Annotated in this window: 1 protein-coding gene; it reads right to left on the bottom strand. The window is 70.9% G+C overall.

All coding sequences use genetic code 11. The features are described from left to right. The coding region (locus ACZ7NC_RS45685; RefSeq protein ID WP_471498412.1) for a WD40 repeat domain-containing protein at window positions 1-1328 on the bottom strand (1328 nt) is incomplete at both ends.

The raw sequence follows: 1328 nt of genomic DNA, 5'->3' as shown, positions 1-1328 counted from the left end.
GCGCTGAACGTGGCGTTGTTGACGGGTTGCGCACGCCAGGAGGAGGTGATGGACCGGCCCAGATCGAGCGTGTGCACCACGGGTCGGGTGCCGGTCCCGCTTCCGATGTAGCGGATCGCATGGGAACTCGTGTCGAGTTCGATGTCGCCGGGGGAGCCGTACTCGTCGGCCAGTGCGTGGCGGAAGACCGGGGCCCGCGGCCGGTCAAGGCGCCAGAGCAGGATCTCGTTCCTGGCCGCGCCCGCCACGAACTTGCCGTCGTCGCTGAAGGCATACTGCTCCGGGCCTGTCTGGCGGAGCATGAGCAGTTCCTTCCCGGAGGAGAGCCGCCAGCGCCGTAGTCCCAGCTCATCCGGCACCGCCAGGGTGTTTCCGTCGGGGGAGAACTGTATGCGCCACGGGGTCGGGCAGGGCACTTTCGTGATCCACTCGGCAGCCGATCGGCGGTCCTGGCGCAGGTCCCACAGCTCGACGTGATCGTCCTCGGTGCAGTACGCCAGCAGGCGGCCGTCCGCGCTGACGTCCGCCGCCACCGCCTGGGGGGCATCCGGGGCGGAGAGCAGGCGCCGCCCGGTGCGCGTGTCCCACACCGCTATGCCGCGGTCGTCGGTGCTGAAGTACATCGCCCGCCCGCTGCTGCTGAATGCCATGAGGAACGTCGAGGCGGAACGGGAGGGGCCGAAGGCGGGGCCGCGGTAGCGTCCGGCGCGGATGTCCCACAGCCGCACCTGCATGCCCTCGCCCGTGGGAATGGCGAGCGTCGCGCCGTCGGGGCTGTGTACGAGACCGCCGCCTGCCTTCGGGTCCGTTTTTTCCTGCGGCAACGCGCGGTAGGTACCGGTCACCCGCCCCGTCTCCGCGTCCTGCACCGTGATGCGCCTCTTCTCGATGCGGGTGAAGGTGCGGCCGCCGTCGCTCAGGAACTGCTGGGCGTAGTAGTCGGAGGCCGGCGCCTCGAACCTCGCGCGTTCCCGCTGCTCCAAGGCGCCCAGCAGTGCCGACTCGGTTTCCGGAGTATGGCTCAGTTCCCAAGCGGCGACACTGAGTTGGAGCGCCAGCCGGGGGTCGGAGGAGCGCAGCCCGTTCGCCGCGGCGGCGGCCTTGCGGGCGGCGGCGAGAACCTTCTGCCGCTCGCTCTGCTGAGTCTGCTGCCAGGCGACTACGCCCGCCAGGAGGGCGAGCACCACCACGGCGGACAGCGAGCCGACCAGCGTGCGCAGCCGGCGTCGGGCCCGGGTCACCGCCTGCCGCTCCTGATCGCGTGCCGCGGCACTTGCGGTGAGGAAGTCCGTCTCCAGCACGGTGAGAGCGGCGCTGTGTCCGGGCTG

Source organism: Streptomyces sp. NPDC111802 (genome assembly GCF_055634335.1).
Note: the sequence above shows the minus strand (reverse complement) of the source record. Positions and strands in the feature narration are given on the sequence as shown.